This window comes from Paludifilum halophilum (assembly GCF_002245355.1).
Classification (GTDB): domain Bacteria; phylum Bacillota; class Bacilli; order Thermoactinomycetales; family DSM-45169; genus Paludifilum; species Paludifilum halophilum.
In genome coordinates this window covers 117,912-133,449 of sequence record NZ_NOWF01000009.1, presented here as the reverse complement: position 1 = coordinate 133,449, position 15,538 = coordinate 117,912, and the positions used below count along the sequence as shown (strand labels likewise).

General features: G+C 52.1%; 15 protein-coding genes. 9 read left to right on the top strand and 6 right to left on the bottom strand.

Annotation, left to right across the window (positions count from 1 at the left end; translation table 11 throughout):
- Nucleotides 1-12: 12 nt before the first annotated feature.
- Nucleotides 13-945 (bottom strand): GntR family transcriptional regulator YhfZ, encoded by a 933-nt coding sequence (gene yhfZ / locus CHM34_RS14750; RefSeq protein ID WP_094265372.1) that lies wholly within the window; start codon nucleotides 943-945, stop codon nucleotides 13-15.
- Nucleotides 946-1,361: 416 nt separating this feature from the next.
- On the opposite strand from yhfZ, the gene CHM34_RS14740 reads away from it, so the two are divergent.
- Both CHM34_RS14740 and pcp read left to right on the top strand, forming a co-directional pair.
- Nucleotides 1,362-2,198 (top strand): YihY/virulence factor BrkB family protein, encoded by an 837-nt coding sequence (locus tag CHM34_RS14740; protein WP_094265370.1) that lies wholly within the window; start codon nucleotides 1,362-1,364, stop codon nucleotides 2,196-2,198.
- A gap of 38 nt (nucleotides 2,199-2,236) precedes the next feature.
- Complete coding sequence (gene pcp / locus CHM34_RS14735) at nucleotides 2,237-2,884, top strand: pyroglutamyl-peptidase I (protein ID WP_094265369.1); 648 nt, start codon at nucleotides 2,237-2,239, stop codon at nucleotides 2,882-2,884.
- 59 nt (nucleotides 2,885-2,943) lie between these two features.
- On the opposite strand, the gene CHM34_RS14730 is transcribed toward pcp, so the two are convergent.
- Nucleotides 2,944-3,315, bottom strand: coding sequence for a DUF423 domain-containing protein (locus CHM34_RS14730; protein ID WP_094265368.1), 372 nt, complete (start codon nucleotides 3,313-3,315; stop codon nucleotides 2,944-2,946).
- A 438-nt stretch (nucleotides 3,316-3,753) separates the two neighbouring features.
- Between CHM34_RS14730 and CHM34_RS14725 the strand changes: the two genes are divergently transcribed.
- Nucleotides 3,754-5,691, top strand: coding sequence for a heavy metal translocating P-type ATPase (locus tag CHM34_RS14725; protein ID WP_240512042.1), 1,938 nt, complete (start codon nucleotides 3,754-3,756; stop codon nucleotides 5,689-5,691).
- 162 nt (nucleotides 5,692-5,853) lie between these two features.
- Here the strand turns inward: CHM34_RS14725 and CHM34_RS14720 are convergent, their stop codons facing one another.
- Nucleotides 5,854-6,657: a M23 family metallopeptidase gene (locus CHM34_RS14720; RefSeq protein ID WP_094265366.1), complete on the bottom strand. Its 804-nt coding sequence runs from the start codon at nucleotides 6,655-6,657 to the stop codon at nucleotides 5,854-5,856.
- Between the two features lie 485 nt (nucleotides 6,658-7,142).
- Here CHM34_RS14720 and CHM34_RS14715 point away from each other — a divergent pair, with 485 nt between their 5' ends.
- Complete coding sequence (locus CHM34_RS14715) at nucleotides 7,143-7,355, top strand: CBS domain-containing protein (protein WP_169713761.1); 213 nt, start codon at nucleotides 7,143-7,145, stop codon at nucleotides 7,353-7,355.
- A 171-nt stretch (nucleotides 7,356-7,526) separates the two neighbouring features.
- Here the strand turns inward: CHM34_RS14715 and CHM34_RS14710 are convergent, their stop codons facing one another.
- The 3 genes from CHM34_RS14710 to CHM34_RS14695 all read right to left on the bottom strand — a co-directional run bounded on the left by CHM34_RS14710 (nucleotide 7,527) and on the right by CHM34_RS14695 (nucleotide 11,711).
- Nucleotides 7,527-7,901, bottom strand: a complete 375-nt coding sequence (locus tag CHM34_RS14710; protein WP_094265364.1) for a hypothetical protein — start codon at nucleotides 7,899-7,901, stop codon at nucleotides 7,527-7,529.
- Between the two features lie 1,142 nt (nucleotides 7,902-9,043).
- The gene (locus tag CHM34_RS14700; RefSeq protein ID WP_094265362.1) at nucleotides 9,044-10,384 is read right to left on the bottom strand and encodes a 6-phospho-beta-glucosidase; all 1,341 of its coding nucleotides are present in this window, start codon (nucleotides 10,382-10,384) and stop codon (nucleotides 9,044-9,046) included.
- Between the two features lie 37 nt (nucleotides 10,385-10,421).
- A complete protein-coding gene (locus CHM34_RS14695; RefSeq protein WP_094265361.1) occupies nucleotides 10,422-11,711 on the bottom strand; it encodes a PTS sugar transporter subunit IIC in 1,290 nt (429 codons plus the stop codon).
- A 127-nt stretch (nucleotides 11,712-11,838) separates the two neighbouring features.
- Between CHM34_RS14695 and CHM34_RS14690 the strand changes: the two genes are divergently transcribed.
- The 5 genes from CHM34_RS14690 (at nucleotide 11,839) to CHM34_RS14670 (ending at nucleotide 15,441) form a co-directional block, all read left to right on the top strand.
- A complete protein-coding gene (locus tag CHM34_RS14690) occupies nucleotides 11,839-12,582 on the top strand; it encodes a GntR family transcriptional regulator (protein WP_094265360.1) in 744 nt (247 codons plus the stop codon).
- A gap of 132 nt (nucleotides 12,583-12,714) precedes the next feature.
- Nucleotides 12,715-13,017 carry a PTS sugar transporter subunit IIB gene (locus CHM34_RS14685; protein WP_094265359.1) on the top strand — a complete coding sequence of 101 codons (303 nt, stop codon included), beginning with the start codon at nucleotides 12,715-12,717 and terminating at the stop codon, nucleotides 13,015-13,017.
- A 49-nt stretch (nucleotides 13,018-13,066) separates the two neighbouring features.
- Nucleotides 13,067-13,390, top strand: coding sequence for a PTS lactose/cellobiose transporter subunit IIA (locus tag CHM34_RS14680; RefSeq protein ID WP_094265358.1), 324 nt, complete (start codon nucleotides 13,067-13,069; stop codon nucleotides 13,388-13,390).
- Between the two features lie 47 nt (nucleotides 13,391-13,437).
- Nucleotides 13,438-14,526 carry a DUF871 domain-containing protein gene (locus tag CHM34_RS14675; RefSeq protein WP_094265357.1) on the top strand — a complete coding sequence of 363 codons (1,089 nt, stop codon included), beginning with the start codon at nucleotides 13,438-13,440 and terminating at the stop codon, nucleotides 14,524-14,526.
- A gap of 9 nt (nucleotides 14,527-14,535) precedes the next feature.
- Nucleotides 14,536-15,441, top strand: coding sequence for a BadF/BadG/BcrA/BcrD ATPase family protein (locus tag CHM34_RS14670; RefSeq protein WP_169713760.1), 906 nt, complete (start codon nucleotides 14,536-14,538; stop codon nucleotides 15,439-15,441).
- Nucleotides 15,442-15,538: the final 97 nt, after the last annotated feature.

The following is a 15,538-nucleotide window of genomic DNA, read 5'->3' as shown; positions in this document are numbered from 1 at the left end:
ATCCTCCTACAGCTAATAATGCGGAAGGGTCTTCCCTTCCAGGACGGATTGTTGTGTTTGGATGATCGGCTTCAGCGGAAGTTCCTTCAGGATCGCCCATACTTCCTCCCCCGGGCGGCGGGTCAACAGTGTCGCCTCAGAAAGCAGGCGGCTCATGGACTGGGCACTTTCCGACCGGAAAGTGCCCAGTCCCCACTTGGAAGTAGGCGGGATTTCGTCCAGATTCCAGACGGCGGCGTCGATTTCCCCGTTTTCCAACTGCGGAAAAAGCTGCATGTAGTTGACTTCGATCCATTGGATATCCAATCCCCGGCATTCGGCCCGGGTCAAATCGGACTGATCCGGGGAGGAGGGGTCGATGCCCACCCGCATTCCCGGCCGGATTCGATCCTCGGATTGATCAGCGAACAAAATCCCGTGGCGGTTTACATAGGTTTTTTCGCCGAAGGCTTGTAACACGGACAAATCGATCGATTCCTGACAGGTTTTTTCAGCGGCCCAACGGGAGACGATCGCAAAGTCGAAACGGCGGTTGCGAACCGCTTCGATCCGACGATGGGCCCCTCGCATATGAGCGATGTGGAAGGGAATATTCATCAGCTGAAAGGACTCCACCAGTCCTGTGGCCAACCCTTCATAGCGCCGCGAGTAAGGCAGGGGCATCACTCCGACCAAAGCGTTTCGACCGGCAATCTCCCAGAGCAAGGTTTGATCCTTGTTCGTCAAAAACGTGCCCAAGTGGCCTCGGGGATCCAACTGAACGGCTCCGCTTTCCTCCAGTAGTTTTAAGGCTCCCTGAACAGTCCCCCGCGCCGTTCTGAGAGCGTTTACAAAATCATCAATCCGCGGAAGACGGCTTCCGATGGGAAGACCGATCAACTGTCGGGCAATTTGTTGGGCGATTTTTCCGTTTTTCGTGTAGATACGTTCCAATGGTGAGTTCATCGATTAAATCTCCAATTTTCAATATATTGTACTTTGAATATACGGGCCATATAGATATTTGTCAATAGGGAATAATGGGATAAATCTGAAAAGTGATTCCCCGATTTGTAATCGAGGTTATACAAGGAAAATGAAGGGTGACGGTTGAAGTTTGATAGGATCCTTGTATTTGGCGGTGTTTCTTTATCCTGTTTTCCCTCACCGGATGAAGGCGGACGTGGTTCGGTATCGAGGCGGATGGGAACAAATCCGGGTTGGAAAGAGTCTCGCATGTTTGAGGCGAGCAGGCATAGGATGTTATTTGGATCTCTGTTTTTTTACGGAAGCGTGCAACGGTAAAGGAGGATAGACGTTTCCAAAGAAAGGGAAAAGTAGAGATGTCGACGGGAACGATGGTCGGATGAGAGGGTGTCGCCATGAGTCAGTGGAAAAAGATCAAATCCATTATCAAAAGAGTATTCGCATCGGTTTTTAATGAGGGTATATTCGATTTGGCAGCGGCTTTGGCCTATTATTTTTTGCTTTCCATCTTCCCCCTTCTCATCTTTCTGGTGGCGCTGTTGCCCTACCTCTCCATCGATACGGACCAGGCGATCCGGTTTGTCAAGGATATTGTTCCGGAACAGGCGGCCCGGTCCATTGACCAGCCGATCCGGGAGGTTGTGGAGCAGCGTCGGGGAGGTATCCTTTCCACCAGTCTGTTGGCCACCTTGTGGATCGCTTCCAATGCAGTGGGAGGGATCATTCGTACGTTGAACGTGGCGTATCAAGTGGATGAGACTCGCTCAATCATCCAGGTAAAGTTGTTGTCCATCGCTATGACGATCGCTTTTGTGCTGGTGTTTACGCTTATGCTGGTTTTACCGGTATTCGGTCAGTTGATTTTCAGTTTTGTTCAACGGTTGGTTCCACTTCCCGCCGAAACGGTGATGCTGTTCAGCCTCTTTCGGTGGCTGGTGGTGTTTGTGATCATTACCTTGGTTTTGATCGGCATTTACCAAACCGCCCCCAATGTCACCCTCCCGTTGCGGGAAGTGACAGTGGGAGCATTGGTAGCTACCGGGGGGTGGCAGTTGATTTCCCTGGGCTTTTCCTATTACGTCAATAACTTCAGCCATTATTCCGCCACTTACGGTAGTTTGGGCGGAGTGATCGTATTGATGATCTGGTTTTATCTGGCGGGCTTAATCCTGGTTTTCGGAGGGGTGGTTAATGCATCCATCCACCAACAGCGGCTGAATAGACAAAGGTAATCCCACTGGAAAAATCAGAGGGAAATGGGGGAAAGCGCATGGAAAAAACGGTGCTGGTGACGGGGTTCGATCCTTTTGGGGGAGATGAAGTCAATCCGTCGTTGGAAGCGGTGAAGAGGCTGGAGGGAGTGGTTGTGGACGGGGTGCGTGTCACCTCTCTGGGGATCCCGACGGTTTTTGGACACTCCCGCCGTGTGCTGACGGAGGGGATTGAAGAAATACGACCTCATATCGTGATCGGTGTCGGCCAAGCCGGGGGTCGTGCCCGGATGACACCGGAACGGATCGCCATTAATGTGGATGATGCCCGAATCCCGGACAATATCGGGCGGCAACCCGTCGATGAACCGGTGGAAGTGGACGGCCCGGCGGCGTATTGGTCGACTCTTCCCGTCAAACGGATGGTCCAACGGATGAGGGAAGCGGGAGTTCCGGCGGCGGTTTCCCACTCGGCGGGGACATTCGTTTGCAACCATCTGTTTTACGGGTTGATGCATGATTTGTCCCGGGCCGGATCGAATATCCGGGGCGGATTCATCCATATTCCCTATTTGCCGGAGCAGACCGTTCACAGAGAAGCTCCCAGCATGTCTCTAGAGATGATCGTGGACGGTTTGAAGGCGGCTATTGCGGCGGTGGCGGAAGAAGGGGAAGATGTCAAGGAAGTCGGAGGAGCGCTTTGTTGACTATTGAAAAAGGGATCGAAAAAGCCCGTATCGGAAAAGAGATACGGGCTTTTTTCCATTTACAGGTATTTAACAGCTGCGATGGCGATACAAATCCATCCGGCGAGGAAAGAGACTCCGCCGATGGGGGTGATGGCACCCAGGACGGTGACATTCGTTAGAGCCATCACGTACAGACTGCCGGCGAACAGAACGATTCCCGCCAGGATCAGCCAGCCACCGGCGCTTACCAAGGAAACGGCCCCGATGCGTCCGGCTAAGAGCCCGATCAACAATAACCCCAAGGCGTGAGCCATGTGGTACTGGGCTCCAGTTTGCCAGTTGGCCAGCATCCGCTCCGAGACTTTCCCTTCCAGGCCGTGAGCCCCGAAAGCGCCGAAGGCGATACTTAAAAACATATTGACAGCTCCCAAGAGGATCCAAAGCTTCATTTTCTTCACTCCTTTCGCGATCCGGTTCTTCGTCGGTACAGGCATTGCGGTTTATTGCATAGTGTCCGGTTTGGAAAGGGGGTCGGCGATTCCGGTGCATCCATCCCTTTTATTGTAGAAAATCCGACCGATCCCCGCAATCCAGGGATTGTTTTCAGACAGCGTCTCTATAAAGCGATGATGGCAAGGGGGAAAGGTTCATCACTGGGCCGATATCTATTTTTAAAAACGAGGGTGTCAGAGTACCAGCCTTTATTTATAATAGTTATAAATAAATTTCCCCGAGTTCAAGGAATTTAAGCTTGTCTAATTATAAAATGTATTTTCCGGCTTTCATGCTGTCTGCCGTCGGTGGACAGCATGAACCGTTTCAGAGGCGGATAACAATGAATTTTATTTTCATGGAAAAGGCGGATGATCGGAAAGGTGGTATCTGTCGTGGGCGAATCGATCAAGCCGGAAGAAACAGCGGCTGTGGCTCGAAATAAGCGGAAAGGGGCTTTGTCAGCAAGCCGCTGGCGGACAGAGGTGTGGCCACGTTATGGCGAAGGAATCGCCACTCTTTTCAGCGGGGGTCTGATTTTGGCCGCTTGGCTGGGAGATGGGGGATTCGGCGGAAAGGAATGGATCCTGTATCTTCTCGCTTATACGGTCGGCGGTTTTGCAAAAGCCCGGGAAGGGGTCTTGGCCCTGGTTCGCGATCGGAGACTGGATGTCAATTTGCTGATGGTAGTGGCGGGGATGGGGGCGGTCGGCATCGGTTACTGGATGGAAGGGGCCCTTCTGATTTTTATTTTTTCGCTGAGCGGTGCCCTGGAAAGAATGGCGGAATGGCGGAGCCAGCGGGATTTGTCCGCCTTGATGGCGATGGAGCCGGCGTGGGCCCGGCGAGTGGAAGGGGACAGGGAGCAGAGGGTGCCGATCGCCGACTTGCGGGTGGGAGATCGGGTGCTGGTGAAGCCCGGAGAGCGAATCCCTGCAGACGGGGTCGTGCAACAAGGGAAGTCGGAAGTGGATCAAGCGGCGATTACCGGAGAATCAGTTCCTGCGGAAAAGGGGAAAAGGAATCGGGTTTTTGCGGGGACCCTGAATGGGCAGGGCTTTCTGACAATCAAGGTATCCCGGCTCAATCGGGACAGCACTTTTGCCGGCATTTTGCGCTTGGTGGAGGAGGCGCAAACCGAAAAACCCCCTTCCCAACGAAAAATGGAGCGGTTTGAAGAAGTCTACACGGGATCGGTCATCGGTACCGCAGTCTTATGGATCCTATTGCCGCCTTTATTGGCGGGGGTCTCTTGGAATGAAAGTCTGTACCGGGGAATGGTTTTTTTGGTGGTTGCCTCTCCCTGCGCCGTCGTGGCCTCAATCATGCCGGCGGTTTTGTCGGCGATGTCCAAGGGAGCCCGGGACGGCTTGTTGTTTAAGGGAGGCGCTGAGGTTCAGGCCTTGGCCGGGATTCGAGCGATTGCTTTCGATAAAACGGGAACCCTGACTTCTGGAGAGATGAAAGTGACGGACCGGATCACTCTGGGAGATTATACAGAAAACGAACTGTTGCGGGCGGCGGCCTCGATTGAATCCCTATCGGAACATCCCGTCGCTCGAGCGATTGTCCGGGAAGCCCGTGGACAGCGAATTCCCTTGTCCCGTCCGAACACCTTCCGATCCCAAACCGGCTTTGGAGTGAAGGCGGTTTGGGAGGGGGAATGTTGGCGCATCGGGCGACCTTGTTGGCGGAAGGGAAGGGACGCATACGGGCGGAGAGAGGAAGAGCGGCTGGCAGGTGAAGGGAAAACCGTCGTACTCATTTCCAATTCCCGGGGGGCGGTGGGACTGCTCGCGTTACAGGACCGCGTGCGGCCGGAAGCGAAGAAAGTCGTCTCTCGTTTGAAGCGGTGGGGGGTTCGGGTGGTGATGTTGACCGGGGACCGGCGGACGACTGTCGAGGCGGTGGCGGAGCAAGCGGGAATCGATGAAGTTCGGGCTGAGTTGCTGCCGGAGGAAAAAGTGAAGGCCGTCAAGGAGCTGGAGGTCGCCTGTGGCCCCATCGCCATGGTGGGAGACGGGGTGAATGATGCCCCGGCCCTCGCGGCGGCTTCCGTCGGGATCGCGATGGGGGCGGCCGGCAGTGATACGGCGCTGGAGACGGCCCGCGTAGTCCTGATGAACGATGACCTGAGCAAAGCGGCTGATGCTGTCGCCCTGGGCCGACGTACTCAAGGGGTGATCCAGCAAAACCTGGCCTTTGCTCTCGCGGTAATCGGCCTGTTGATCATCGCCAATATCACCGGTCGTATGACTCTTCCGGTCGGGGTTGTCGGACACGAAGGGAGCACGTTATTGGTGATCCTGAACGGCTTGCGCGTGCTTCGCTGATCGGGTTTCGACGAAAAACGAAACGAAGAACCCCGCCCACATAGACGGGGTTCCTCATGGAATCACATTGTTGTAAAAAGGGGGGGTTTCATTGTTTCTAGGGTGATTCCAAAATCGGTTGACCTCTAATAGACAGTTGTTTGCCCTTACAAGTGGTTGTTATTAATAGGCGTTAATTTTTACATGACCGGACCTTTCACTCGGAGCCCAAATATCAAGGTTATAGGTTGCAGGTTTCATATTCGTGAAATAGGTATTGTAGCTGTTTTTACTCTGTACAGACCCGCCGAAATACTGGTACTGTGTACAATTCCCAGTACTTTGCGAGCAAAGTCGTACTTTCATTTCCTTTGCCTGACTCGCGGTGAATTCACCTGAATTCAAGGTGATATCTACATTGGAGTTTGAGCTGGTGGTAGTGACGGTTCCGTCCCATGCTCCATCATGGGTATTAAACCAATGCCCACTGCCACCGTTGTCACCTAGATAGTCAAGAGGATCAACACTATAAGACTTGTTGATATTCCAAGACGGTTGGTGAAGTTCAAAATGGAGATGTTGACCGGTGGAATCTCCCGTACTGCCCATATAGCCCAGTCGTTGGCCCTGTGAAACCGTATCCCCTACTGAAACGGTCCGACTGTCGGTTCTCATGTGTGCGTAGACCGTTTCATAAGAAGTGCCGTTGATCGTATGTTCAACAAATACAACTTCGCCATACGAAGAAGAGCGATAGGATCGGGTCACGGTGCCGGCAGCGGAAGCTTTAATCGCAACGGTGCCACCTCTGGCAATGTCGATCCCGTAGTGGTTTCCACCATAATATTGGGTGATATCACTTTCAGAGCAAGATTCGCAGGGCCAAATAAAATCGCTGGCTGCTGAAACCTTGTTCGCCCCTAAGCCCGTAAACATACCACCAAATACCAGAGTGAATACAAGAGCAATTCGTAAAACTCTTTTCATTCATATCCCCTCCTCATCTATTACTTCGTAATAGTACTACTATTTTGTGTCCATATAGCTAGTGCCCTTTCAGGCAACTTTGATCTGTCTTTCTGGAAGGAGGACCACAGGAACGGTCGGAGCTGGTTTTCTCCTTCGCTTCGTATCGACAGATGAAGGCGCTCCGTGAAAAACCGCCCCCTCCCTCGTTGGAAAACACGATCGACTTTCTCAGAAGGGGCACTAGCTCAAATTGCTCAGGATGGGTAACATTGTTACCCAATAGATCCCATCGGGGATGGGCCCTCTATTCTGAAATTTATGTCTCTTGCAAACAGGTGAAACCGCCCAATGCCTTGGTATGGAGAGGGTATAGGGCGGTTTTTGCATAGGAGAATGTAACTTCGCACTAGGTACGTTATGTAACGTTATAGGAATTTCACATACTTTCCCTCGTCCGGAATCCGGAGGGGCAACTCCTCGGCTCGGTTGCACGAGCTAAGGTGTTGAAAGCACTAAAGGAAAACCGAGGCAAGGACCCCGTTTCCTTTCTCCTTCCTGAGAAAATTTACCGCATCTCAGAAAAGGCGACTTTGGCCGAAGCGCTAAAAAAGATGAACCAGCTGGAAGTGACATACCTATTGGTTTGCCGGGACCAAACCCCGATCGGTGTGATCGGAAACGCGGATATTATACGGGCTTACCGGGATGTCTGTTAACCGGAACCTTCAGAGATCAGCGGTGCGAAACGGGGTGGAAAAAAGCATCCATCATAGGGCCTCACTGAACGATTTCGGGAAAATGTACACTACATTCAACAAAACCGCCCGAATTCCCGGTGTGAAACAAAAAACACCGGCTCAATTCGCGAGCCGGTGTTTTTTGATGTATTAATAGTCATGAATAAAGGTTTTCCACTCCGAGTACCATTTCACGTTATCATCGTAAGCTCTCCACTCCGCCAGGAATCCACTGCGTGTCCAAAGACCAATGAGTGTTCCAAGGCTTTTATACTGACCACTATATTCTACCGTAATAGGTTTATCATCGTAAAATGCGATGTTGTAGCCATTAAAGGGATTGGTTTCATAGTAGTAGTTGTAATAGAATTGATCTTCCTTATTCCCGACGCCTTTCATTTCTACATTCTCATCACCTTTCCAGGTGAACCCAATGGAAATAGAGCTAGGGTATCCTACAGTAAAACTGTAAGATTGATCCTGATTCATCTCTAACGCTTGAGTATCCGGTTGCCATGTTTGCAAAATATCTTCTTGATAGTAATTGTCGAGGGAACCTTGATATCCTACGACATTACAACTGCATAGTTCATTTATATATTATAGGGATTTTTTTACATGGTTCATTGTAGTAGAATCATTTAAAATAGTAAATAAAGATAATAAATTCGGTTTAAATCTTGTGTTTATTGAGGTGGTATGGTGAAAGAAATTGTCGTTGGATGCGTTGCTTTCCTATCTGGAATCCTGTTATTTGGCTTCCGTATGGTGGCTGGAGCCGTTTTGGGAACTCAGCCTAGTGATGGTTACGATTCGGGACTGGATTATTTGGATATTTGGCCTCTGGCCATCAGTATCGTTTTGGTCCTAGTTGGAATTTTTATGATCGTGAGCGGTTTAAAGAGTAAGAGGAAGTAAAAGAGTTATAGACGGAATTGAATGGGCCCCAATCAAGGGGCTTTTTTTCTTGGCCACAAAGAACGATCCACAGAGTCATCTAGGCAGACGGAAGTATCCTTATGTCATAGTGGTTTTTCAGGATCTCGTTTAACACCTTGGTCCTTCTTCTCCCTTGCTATCCTCGCTGTCGAGGTAGAGGACCTCTTTAAACGGATTCTTATTTGTAGATAATTTTTTACTGTACATTGAATGAACCGATGGGGTTGGCTTGGTCTCTACCCCCAGAAGCGTTGTGATTTAACGTTCGATTCAAGAAGAGGAGGGGAGCGTTTACCCGAATTAGCGACTTTGCACCCACGGGCACCACAGAATTGATGGGCTAGCGCCCGAAGTAAAGGACGCTGTCCTGCCCAGCGGAGAATCAGCCTGCAAGGGCGTGTACGCAAAAGCCTCTTTATGTTGCATCCGCAGGTATTTGCCCCTGCCCGCAGCAGGAAGATTCGGAGCGGCCAGTCCCTACATCTCTGCAGGACAGCATAGTGAGACCTGAGAGGGTAACAGAAAACAAGGTAGCCACTCTTAAATTTGGTTGGGGAGAATATGATCAAGTTCGTCCCCTTTATAGGGGAAGGAGGGCTAATGGCCATCCGATCCGGCGGGGGATGTGAACGGTCGCGAGATCGAATGCCATGACCCCTGCTTAAAAATACGATTTAAAAATGAATGCAAAAGAACCCCGGATTCCAGATCCGGGGCTTTTTCATGGTTCAAGCCATGGTTTTCTTTTGTGTATCCGCAAACGGGGGAAGGTGATCCCGGTGGGCTTTCAGCATGTCATCCAGGATCTTCTTGGCTGTCTCGTCGGAATCAACCAGGGGATTGATCGTCATGGCCAGGAGGGCTGTTGAGTAATCCCCGGTGACCGCCGCTTTTGCCGCTGTCCGCTCAAAGGATTTAATCTGTTGCACAAGTCCGAATACGGCGACGGGCAGTTCGCCTACGGTAACCGGTTTGGGTCCATCCCGGGTGATGACACAATCGACCTCCACCGCGGAATCGGCGGGAATGCCTGAGATGGCTCCGTTATTCCGTACATTGACCGTCTGGATGTCCCGCCGGTCGTTGTAGATGGAGTCGATCAAACGGCAGGCCGCTTCGCTGTAATAGGCTCCGCCCCGCTCTTCCAGTTGCTTCGGCTTTACATCCAGGCTTTCTTCTTGGTACACCTCGAACAGTTCCTGCTCCAGCCGGTGGACGACTTGGGCGCGGGTAGTTCCCGAGGAACGGTATTTTTCCAGTTCTTCTTCCAGCATCTCCCGGGTCTTGTAGTAGTAGCGGTGGTAAGGGCAGGGAATGGCGCCGAGGGCTTGCAGGAATTCCGGCTCCCATCCCAGACCGGCGATGTTTTTCATGGAGAATTGATCGCCCTTTTCTCCCATCAGCCGGAGAACGGTGTCGGTGATCGCTTCTCCGTCCAGATAAACGTTGAGTCCGAACACCATATGGTTCAAGCCGGCGAGGTCGAGACGGACCCGTTCCGGATCTACGTTGAGCATTTCGGCGATATTCATCTTCATTCCGATGGGAACGTTGCACAGGCCGACTGTTTTTTGAATGGAGCTGTAGCGGAGTACCGCTTCCGTCACCATTCCGGCGGGATTGGTGAAGTTGATCAGCCAAGCATCGGGACAGAGTTCCACCATATCCCGACAGATGTCCAGGATCACCGGAATCGTTCTCAAACCTTTGAACAATCCTCCCGGCCCGTTGGTTTCCTGTCCGATCACTCCGTATTTCAGCGGGATGCTTTCGTCCTTTTCCCGGGCGGCCAGTTGGCCAACGCGGAACTGAGTCGTGACGAAGTCCGCTCCGGTAAGGGCTTCCCGGCGGTTCAAGGTTAGGTGGATTTTGATCGGGAGACCGGCTTTTTTGACCATGCGTTTGGCCAGGTTGCCGACGATGGTCAGCTTTTCCTCCCCTTCCGGGACATCCACGAGCCACAACTCCCGCACGGGCAGGGTGTCGTAACGTTGGATCAAGCCCTCCACCAGCTCTGGTGTATAGCTGGAGCCTCCGCCGATGGTTACCATTTTCAAACCGTCTGCCATAGAAAGACCCTCCTCATGTTATACAACATTTCGCCGATTAAGCAGTTTGTGTTTCCGACTTTCCGTCCCCGGTCTCTTCCTTGAGCATTTTCTTTTCGTACATTTTATAGAACGGCCAGTAGACGAGTCCGGAGAGAACGATGTTGATCAGGACGAGTACAATCGCGCGCCAGTCACCGCCGGTGGCCATATATGCGCCAACGGGTCCCGGCAGGGTCCAGGGGACCATAACGGCAATCCGGTTGACCAGGTCGAAGGTATAAGCCAGATACGTTGTAATCGTACACAGGATCGGAGCCAGCATGAAGGGGATGAACAGGATGGGATTCATCACCATCGGTGCTCCGAAGATGACCGGTTCGTTGATATTGAAGATCCCGGGGACGATCGAGAAGCGGCCGACTTGCTTCAAATAGGCGGATCGGGAGAAACACATAAACAAGGTGAGGGCGATCGTCGTCCCTGAACCGCCGATCCAGACGAACCACTGGAAAAAGGGTTCCACGATGATGTTGGGCAGGGGATTTCCCGCCGCGGCGGCGGCGGAGTTTTCATCCAACAGGGCATACCAGATCGGGTAAAACGCGGTTCCGATCACAGCCACTCCGTGGATGCCGGCCCCCCATAGCAACATAATGAATATAACCGGAATCAACGCTCCGAGAAAATTGTTTCCCGCAAAAGCGGTCAGCGGTTGGAAGATGGCCGCTATCACTTCGTGAACGTCGATATCCAATAAGACGCGTACAATCCACACAACCAGGACGATCACGGATGCGGGAACCAGCGCCTCAAAGGAACGGGCCACAGAAGAGGGAACGGATTCCGGCAGCTTGATCATAAAGCCGGATTTTTTAATCAGGCGCAGGGTTTCGACGGCGAGTAACATGGCCAGGATAGAGACGAACAGCCCGGATCCGCCGAGGTTTTCCATCGGGATGACATAGCCCAGGGGGTCCTCCTTCGGGGTCTCCACATGGACCGGGATCGTGACCATCAGGAAGGCGGCAGTGGTCAAAAGCCCGCCGGAGAGGCCGTCCAAGTCATAGGATCGAGCCAGGCTTTGGCCCATCCCGAAAGCGGCATACAGGGCCATCAATCCCAGCGTGAGACGGAAGGGGACTAGAATATCCTCCGTATAAGGTTCTACCATATCAGCGAGAGACGGGATTGGAGGGTTTGCGATAATTAAGAAAAATGCGCCTACAATAACCAAAGGTAGAGTAGCGACAATCCCGTCGCGGATGGCCCGGAGATGCCTTTGCTCGGACAACCGGGCCATCGGCGGCATCAGGGTTCGTTCAATCCAGGTTAAAAACTTTTCCAACGGACTCCCTCCTCTATGGAGTAAGGTAGCGCTTTCATCATAATACACTAGACTACTAGTTGTCTATACCTTTATAATATTAAGAGGATTGCGTTGGATGGCGGATGAAAAGAGGTGAGATGATGTCATGATAGACAAGCATTCGCCGATGCCTATTTATTATCAGATCGAGGAAGCGATCAAAGAACGGATCGATAAAGGTGAATGGCGGGAAGGGGATATGATCCCTTCGGAAAGAGAATTCTCCGAAATGTATCATATCAGTCGGATGACAGTTCGTCAGGCGGTCACGAACTTGGTCAGTGATGGGTATCTCATTCGGCAGATCGGCAGGGGCACCTTTGTCGCTCGTCGAAAAATCCAACAAAAATTGTTCGGTCTCACCAGTTTTACAGAGGATATGAAAGGGCGGGGGATGAAGCCGGGGACTCGATTGCTCGATTTCCGCACGGTATCCGCCTCCGGCCCGATCGCCGAACAGTTGCAAATCCCCGACGGAGGGGAGATGTACGAGATCAAACGCGTACGTTCCGCCGACGATCTTCCGATGGCTCTGGAAATCACGTACCTGTCCGAGGATCTCGTTCGGGGGTTAACAGAGGAGGATGTTTACGGCTCGCTCTATGGTTATGTGGAAAAGGAACTGGGGATGACGATCGGTTATGCGACACAGGAACTGGAGTCGTCGGTGGCGAGGGAAGCGGAAAGCCGGACATTGGGTATCGCTGAAGGGGCCCCTTTGCTATTGATCAAACGGTTCAGTTATTTGGAGGATGAGACCCCGCTGGAAATCGTTTATTCCGCATACCGAGGCGATCGGTACAAATTTGTTGTGGGTATGCATCGAAATCGGACGGATTCGAATGGCTAAAGGTATAGACAACTAGATAATTTTGTATTATTATGAAATGGTGAAGTCATCTGTATTTGCGCTCTTTTTTGTATGCGTTTACACAAACTGATGGTTTAAAAACGGAAGGGAATCAAAGGGGGCTGTTACTCGATGAAAGTTCTCATGGTATGTTCGGGCGGTATGTCCAGCGCCATTGTGGTAAAGGCGATCAAGGAGGCGGCGGAGAAGGAAGGATTCGATCTGGAAATCAAAGCAGTAGGAACCACTGAATTTGAAAATGAGCTTCCCGGCCATGATATGGGTTTGGTTGCTCCTCAGGTGAAACACCAATACGAGACATTGAAGGGAATCGGAGACCGGTTGAACATCCCGGTGGAATTGATCCCGCCGATGGGGTACACCCCGATCGGAGCTCCTAAAGTATTGGAACAGATTAAAAAGACCCGAGCTTGATCTTCAGCTTTTCGGATAGTTCCTTACATTCTTGCAGGGGGAGGTCCACATGGAAACGACCCATATCGAGCAGGATATTTTCGAGATCATCACGCATGCAGGAAACGCTAGGGGATTGGCCTATGATGCTTTGAAAGCGGCGGAGGATTTTCAGTTTGATCGAGCGGACAGTCTGATCAAAGACTCGGAAGAGGAACTGGGGAAAGCTCACGAGACTCAAACGCGGCTGATTCAATCCGAGATCAACGGGTCGCAATATGAAAAGTCCTTGTTGCTCATTCATGCCCAGGACCATCTGATGACAGCGGCCAGTGAACAGAAGTTGGTGGAACACATGATACGCATCGTCAAAAAACTGAAGGAAGAGGGCTGACCCTTGCCGCGCATCGACTCTTTCTTAAAGGATAGGAGCGTTTCGACATGAAACAGCTGGGTATTTCCATTTATCCGGAGCATTCTTCCGCCGAACAGGATCGGGCATATATCCGACAGGCTCATGGTTACGGATTTCGGCGCATTTTTACCTGTCTCCTCTCCGCGGAGGGAAACAAAGAGCGGGTGATGGATCGGTTCCGAGAGACGGTTCAGTTTGCCCGCGAGTTGGATATGCAGGTCCTGGTGGATGTTGCCCCCCGGGTGTTTGATCAATTGGGGATTTCTTATCAGGATCTCTCCTTTTTCCGTGATCTGGGTGTCTGCGGAATTCGGCTGGATATCGGGTTTACGGGGCATGAAGAGGCGATGATGACCCATAATCCCTACGATTTGAAGATTGAAATCAATATGAGTGGCGGCCCCAAGGGAATGGAAAACATCCTCAGTTTCAAGCCGAATCGCGATCGGTTGATCGGGAGTCATAACTTTTATCCCCACCGGTATACCGGATTGTCCTACGATCATTTCATCCGATGCAGCCGTTCCTTTAAGGAGGAGGGACTCCGAACCGCCGCCTTCATCAATTCCCAGGCGGCCACTTTCGGCCCCTGGCCGGTCACGGAAGGGTTGTGCACTTTGGAGATCCACCGGGAGCTACCTTCGGTGACACAGGCAAAACATTTGTTCGCTACGGGGCTGATCGATGATGTGATGATCGCCAACGCCTACGCTTCGGAGGAAGAGTTGAAGGCATTAAGCGAAATCGATCCCGGGATGCTCACCTTTCAGGTGGAGTTGGAGGAGGCGACGACAGACCTGGAGCGGAAAATCATCCTGGAAGAGCCTCACTTCAACCGCGGGGACGTATCGGACTATGTCGTCCGTTCCACTCAGAGCCGTGTCAAGTACAAAGATGAAGCCTTTCCCCCTCATGACACCCGGGAGATTCGGCCAGGGGATATCTTGATCGACAACCAGGCATACGGTCAGTACAAAGGGGAGCTCCAGATCGCCCGTAAGGCGATGAAGAATGAAGGTAAAACCAACGTGGTGGGGCGCATGATCGAGGAGGAACGTTTTCTGTTACAGCTTTTGGAACCCTGGGAACCGTTTCGGTTCGCTCTGAAAAAGTAGGTGTCATCCGTGAAATATGTGATCGGAGTGGACGGAGGCGGTACCAAGACAGAGGCTGTCGCCTTTGATGGGGATGGGGAAGAATGGAGCCGGGGGGTCTCCGGGTTCGGCAATCTGGTGGTGGATCCCGAGCAGGCGGCCCAAAATATCGAAGAAGCGATCGATCGGTGCCGGGAACCGCTGAAGGGTTTGGATTGCGCCTATATCTATCTCGGCTTGGCGGGGATTGAGGGAACGCCTCACCGAGCGGATTTGGAACAGCGGTTGAAGGAACGATTCCGTACGAGGATTTCACTGGCCAACGATGCGATGATCGCCCATGCCGCGTCTCTGGAAGGAAAGGACGGCATTCTGACGATTTCCGGGACAGGTTCGATCAGTTGGGGTGTCTGCCGGGGAAGAGTCGCTTTCACTGGTGGCTGGGGTCATTTGTTGGGGGACGAGGGAAGCGGTTATTGGATCGCAATCGAGGCCTTCAGGCAGATGATTCGGGAGGAGGAAGAGAGTCGGACCCGCGGCCCCTTGAGCCGGGCCCTCCTCCGAAGGTTGGACATTGACCGGGTCCATGATATCAAGACTTTGATCTATGAATCATCCAAGGCAGAAATCGCTGCGGTCGTCCCCATCGTGGCCGAGGAGGCGGATGGAGGTGATCCCTTTTCCCGTTCTCTCCTGGAACGGGCCGGCCGGGAATTGGCCGAACAGACCGTCCGTCTTCACCGGAAGCTGGATTTTCAGCGCCGAGTAGCCATCGGGCTGAAGGGAGGCGTTCTTCTTTCCGTCTCACCGGTGAGAGAGGCTTTCGTTCAATGGGTAAAGGAATCGATTCCACAGGCGGATTTTGTGGAACAAGATGTTCCTTCAACGAAAGGAGCTTATTTTTTAGCGATCCAGGAGCTGCAGAAGCACGGGTAGTACCGAAAGGTTTATCCGCTGGTTGGTGGACATCTCCCGGGCCCAGTCCCGAAGTCAATTACACGTATGATTTTGGAATCAGCCGTGTTCATTTCAA

Bases quoted from the DNA above. Each gene is read 5' to 3' on its own strand.
- CHM34_RS14700 (WP_094265362.1), bottom strand. From the start codon at position 10,384: ATGGCAGACGGTTTGAAAATGGTAACCATCGGCGGAGGCTCCAGCTAT.
- CHM34_RS14675 (WP_094265357.1), top strand. From the start codon at position 13,438: ATGAAACAGCTGGGTATTTCCATTTATCCGGAGCATTCTTCCGCCGAA.
- CHM34_RS14740 (WP_094265370.1), top strand. From the start codon at position 1,362: ATGAGTCAGTGGAAAAAGATCAAATCCATTATCAAAAGAGTATTCGCA.
- yhfZ (WP_094265372.1), bottom strand. From the start codon at position 945: ATGAACTCACCATTGGAACGTATCTACACGAAAAACGGAAAAATCGCC.
- pcp (WP_094265369.1), top strand. From the start codon at position 2,237: ATGGAAAAAACGGTGCTGGTGACGGGGTTCGATCCTTTTGGGGGAGAT.
- CHM34_RS14690 (WP_094265360.1), top strand. From the start codon at position 11,839: ATGATAGACAAGCATTCGCCGATGCCTATTTATTATCAGATCGAGGAA.
- CHM34_RS14685 (WP_094265359.1), top strand. From the start codon at position 12,715: ATGAAAGTTCTCATGGTATGTTCGGGCGGTATGTCCAGCGCCATTGTG.
- CHM34_RS14680 (WP_094265358.1), top strand. From the start codon at position 13,067: ATGGAAACGACCCATATCGAGCAGGATATTTTCGAGATCATCACGCAT.
- CHM34_RS14730 (WP_094265368.1), bottom strand. From the start codon at position 3,315: ATGAAGCTTTGGATCCTCTTGGGAGCTGTCAATATGTTTTTAAGTATC.
- CHM34_RS14720 (WP_094265366.1), bottom strand. From the start codon at position 6,657: ATGAAAAGAGTTTTACGAATTGCTCTTGTATTCACTCTGGTATTTGGT.